Annotated in this window: 1 protein-coding gene; it reads left to right on the forward strand. The window is 74.8% G+C overall.

The window, feature by feature from the left end; all coding sequences use genetic code 11:
* Nucleotides 1–4,413 (forward strand): SDR family NAD(P)-dependent oxidoreductase (locus ABTZ94_RS36385; RefSeq protein ID WP_351207544.1); only part of this gene is annotated, 4,413 nt, incomplete at both ends.

The raw sequence follows: 4,413 nt of genomic DNA on the forward strand, positions 1-4,413 counted from the left end.
GCCTGACGGTGGACTGGGAGGCGTTCTTCGCCGGCACCGGTGCGGCGCGCGTGGAGCTTCCCACGTACGCCTTCCAGCGTCGGCGCTACTGGCTGCGGTCGCCCGCGGGCACCGTGGGCGATGTGGAGTCGGCGGGCCTGGGCCGCGCCGACCACCCGCTGCTCGGCGCCGCTGTCCCACTGGCCGACTCCGACGGCTTCCTGCTCACCGGGCGGCTGTCGCTGGAGACCCACCCGTGGCTGGCCGACCACGCCGTAATGGGCACCGTGCTGCTGCCCGGCACCGCGTTCGTGGAGCTGGCCGTACGGGCCGGCGACCAGGTCGGCTGCGACAGGCTGGACGAGCTGACCATCGAGGCGCCGCTGATCCTCCCCGAGCACGGTGCGCTCCAGCTCCAGATCATGGTCGGCGCCACCCTCGACGCGGGCCATCGCACGGTCGAGCTGTACTCGCGAGCACAGGACGCCGCCGTCGAGGAGATGTGGATCCGGCACGCCAGTGGGGTACTGGCCACCGGCGCCCCGCAGCCGTCGTTCGACCTCGCCGCGTGGCCGCCGCCGGGCGCGGAGGCCGCCGCGGTCGAGGGCCTCTACGAGCACCTGGCGCAGGGCGGCTTCGCCTACGGACCGGTCTTCCAGGGACTGAAAGCCGCCTGGCTGCGCGGCGACGAGGTGTTCGCCGAGGTCGAGCTCCCCGAGGACCGACGGTCCGAGGCCGCCGCGTTCGGGCTCCACCCGGCGCTGCTGGACGCCGCGTTGCACTCCACCTTCGCCCGCGAGGGCGGCGACGAGCAGGGCAGGCTGCCGTTCTCCTGGAGCGGCGTGTCGCTGTACGCGGTCGGCGCCGGCACACTGCGGGTCCACCTGAGCCCGGCAGGCGCCGACGGGGTGTCCCTGGAGCTGGCGGACGCCACCGGCGCGCCGGTGGCCGCCGTGGAACACCTGGCCCTGCGCCCGGTCGCGGCTGGACCGCTCGGCGGGCGCGCCGCCGCGCACCACGAGTCGCTGTTCCGGCTCGACTGGGCCACCGTGCCGGTGCCCGCCGCTCCCACGGACTCCGTGTCATGGGCGGTGCTGGGCGCCGGTGCGCCCGCCGAGCCGGTCTCAGGCGCGGCCGTCCACGCCGACCTGGCCGCCCTCGGCGCGGCCGTCGAGAACGGCACCGAGGCACCCGCGTTCGTCCTGGCGCACTGCGCCCCGCAGCCCACCGCCGCCGACGAGGTGACCGGGGCCGTCCACACCGCCGTGCAGAACGCGCTCGCGCTGGTGCGGCAGTGGCTGGAGGACGAGCGCTTCGCCGACTCCCGGCTGGTCCTGCTCACCCATGGCGCGGTCGCCACCCAGAGCGACGCCGGGGTGCACGACCTGGCGCACGCCCCGGTGTGGGGACTGGTGCGCTCGGCGCAGTCGGAGAACCCGGACCGGCTGGTGCTGGCCGACCTCGACGACGACGCCTCCCACGAGGCACTGGCCGCCGCCCTCGCCTCCGGCGAGCCGCAGTTCGCGCTGCGCCGCGGCACTGTGCACGCCCCGCGGCTGGCCCGCGTCGCCTCCGCCGGTGCCATGGTGCCGCCGGCCGGTGAGCCGGCCTGGCGGCTGGACATCCTGGACAAGGGCACGCTGGAGAACCTGACCCTGCTGCCGACCCCGGAGGCCACCGCTCCGCTGGAGGCCGGACAGGTGCGGGTCGCGGTACGCGCCGCCGGCGTGAACTTCCGCGACGTGCTCAACGCCTTGGGCATGTACCCCGGTGACGCCGGGCTGATGGGCAGTGAGGGCGCCGGTGTGGTCCTGGAGACCGGTCCCGGCGTGACCGACCTGGTCCCCGGCGACCGGGTCATGGGCATGCTGCCCGGCGGCTTCGGACCCCTGGTGGTCGCCGACCGCCGGATGATCGCCCCGATGCCGGGCGGCTGGACGTTCGCCGAAGCGGCGTCCGTGCCGATCGTCTTCATGACGGCGTACTACGCGCTGCGCGACCTGGCCGGCCTCAAGGGCGGCGAGTCACTGCTGGTCCACGCCGCCGCCGGCGGTGTCGGCATGGCCGCGGTACAACTCGCCCGGCACTGGGGCGTGGACGTCTTCGCCACCGCCGGCCCCGGCAAGTGGGACACCCTGCGCTCGCTGGGCCTCGCCGACGACCGCATCGCCTCCTCCCGCGACCTGGCCTTCGAGGAGAAGTTCCGCGGGGCCAGCGGGGGCCGCGGCGTCGACGTCGTTCTCGACTCGCTGGCGCGTGAGTTCGTGGACGCCTCGCTGCGGCTGCTGCCGCGCGGCGGCCGGTTCGTCGAGATGGGCAAGACCGACGTACGGGTGCCGGAAGAGGTCGCCGCCGCCTACCCGGGCGTCTCCTACCAGGCGTTCGACCTGACCGAGGCGGGCCTGGACCGCATCCAGAACATGCTCTGCGAGCTGCTGGAGCTGTTCGACCGCGGCGCGCTGAAGGCGCTGCCGATCACCTCGTGGGACGTACGACAGGCCCCGGACGCCTTCCGCTACCTCAGCCAGGCCCGGCACATCGGCAAGGTCGTGCTGACCGTGCCCGCCGACTGGAACCCGGACGGCACGGTCCTGATCACCGGCGGCACCGGCACCCTGGGCGGCCTGGTCGCCCGGCACGCGGTGACCGAGCGCGGCGCCCGGCACCTGCTGCTCACCAGCCGCCGTGGCGAGCAGGCCGCGGGCGCCGCCGAACTCGCCGCCGAGCTGCGCGAGCTGGGCGCCGAGGTGACCATCGCCGCCTGCGACGCGGCCGACCGGGAGGCGCTGGCCGCGACGCTGGCCGCCGTCCCGGCGGAGCACCCGCTGACCGCCGTGGTGCACACCGCCGGTGTGCTGGACGACGGTGTCGTCGGCTCGCTGACCCCGGAGCGGGTGGCGAAGGTGCTGCGCCCGAAGGTGGACGCCGCGGTCAACCTGCACGAGCTGACCAGGGACTGCGACCTGGCCGACTTCGTGCTGTTCTCCTCCGCCGCCGGTACCTTCGGCGGAGCGGGCCAGGCCAACTACGCCGCTGCGAACTCCTTCCTGGACGCCCTGGCCCGGCACCGGCACACCCAAGGCCTCGCCGCCACCTCGCTGGCCTGGGGCCTGTGGGCCGAAGCCAGCGGCATGACCGGCGAACTGGACGCGACCGACAAGTCCCGGATGAGCCGATCCGGCGTACTCGGGCTGTCCTCGGCCGAGGGCCTGGCGCTGTTCGACGCCGCCCACCAGGTGGGTGAGGCGTTCCTGGTGCCCATGCAGCTCGACCTGGCGCCGCTGGCCGGCGCGCCCGTCGGCATGGTGCCCGCGCTGCTGCGCGGCCTCGTGCGCGGCGGCACCACCCGGCGCACCGCCGAGACGGGCACCGGCTCCGATGCCGCCTCGCTGGTGGAGCGGCTGGTCCGGCTGCCCGAGGCGGAGCGCGACGCGGCCCTGCTGGAACTGGTGCGCACCCAGGTGGCCGTCGTTCTCGGCCATGACTCGCCCGACGCGGTCGAGGCGAACCGGGCGTTCAAGGACCTCGGCTTCGACTCGCTGACCGCGGTCGAGTTCCGCAACCGGCTCGGCGCCGCCGCCGGACTGCGTCTCCCGGCCACCCTGGTCTTCGACTACCCGTCGCCGACCGCTTTGGCCGGCTACCTCCGCGACGAGCTGCTCGGCTCCGCGGCGGCCGCCCTGCCGGCGCGGACCGGCGCGGGCACCAAAGCGGCCGCGGACGACGACCCGATCGCGATCGTCGCGATGAGCTGCCGCTTCCCCGGCGATGTCCGCACCCCCGAGGACCTGTGGGAGCTGCTCGCCGAGGGCCGGGACGGCATGTCGCACCTGCCGTCGGAGCGCGGCTGGGACATCGAGGGGCTCTACGACCCCGACCCCGACCGGCCCGGCACCTCCTACGCCCGCGAAGGCGGCTTCTTCTACGACGCCCACCACTTCGACCCGGCGTTCTTCGGGATCAACCCCCGCGAGGCGCTGGCCATGGACCCGCAGCAGCGGCTGCTGCTGGAGACCAGCTGGGAGGCGTTCGAACGGGCCGGCATCGACCCGGTGGGGCTGCGCGGCGGGCAGGTCGGCGTGTTCGTCGGCCAGATGCACAACGACTACGTCTCGCGGCTCCGGACGTTCCCCGAGGGCGTCGAGGGCTACCTCGGCACCGGCGGCTCCAGCTCCATCGCGTCGGGCCGGGTGTCGTACACCTTCGGCTTCGAGGGCCCGGCCGTCACCATCGACACCGCCTGCTCCTCGTCGCTGGTGGCACTGCACCTGGCGGCGCAGGCACTCCGCAACGGCGAGTGCACCCTGGCGCTGGCCGGTGGCGTCACCATCATCACCACGCCCACGGTGTTCACCGAGTTCAGCCGGCAGCGCGGTCTCGCCGCGAACGGCCGCTGCAAGCCGTTCGCGGCCGCGGCCGACGGCACGGCCTGGG

It is taken from the genome of Streptomyces sp. NPDC002785, assembly GCF_040295565.1.
In the GTDB taxonomy this organism is placed as follows: Bacteria; Actinomycetota; Actinomycetes; order Streptomycetales; family Streptomycetaceae; genus Streptomyces.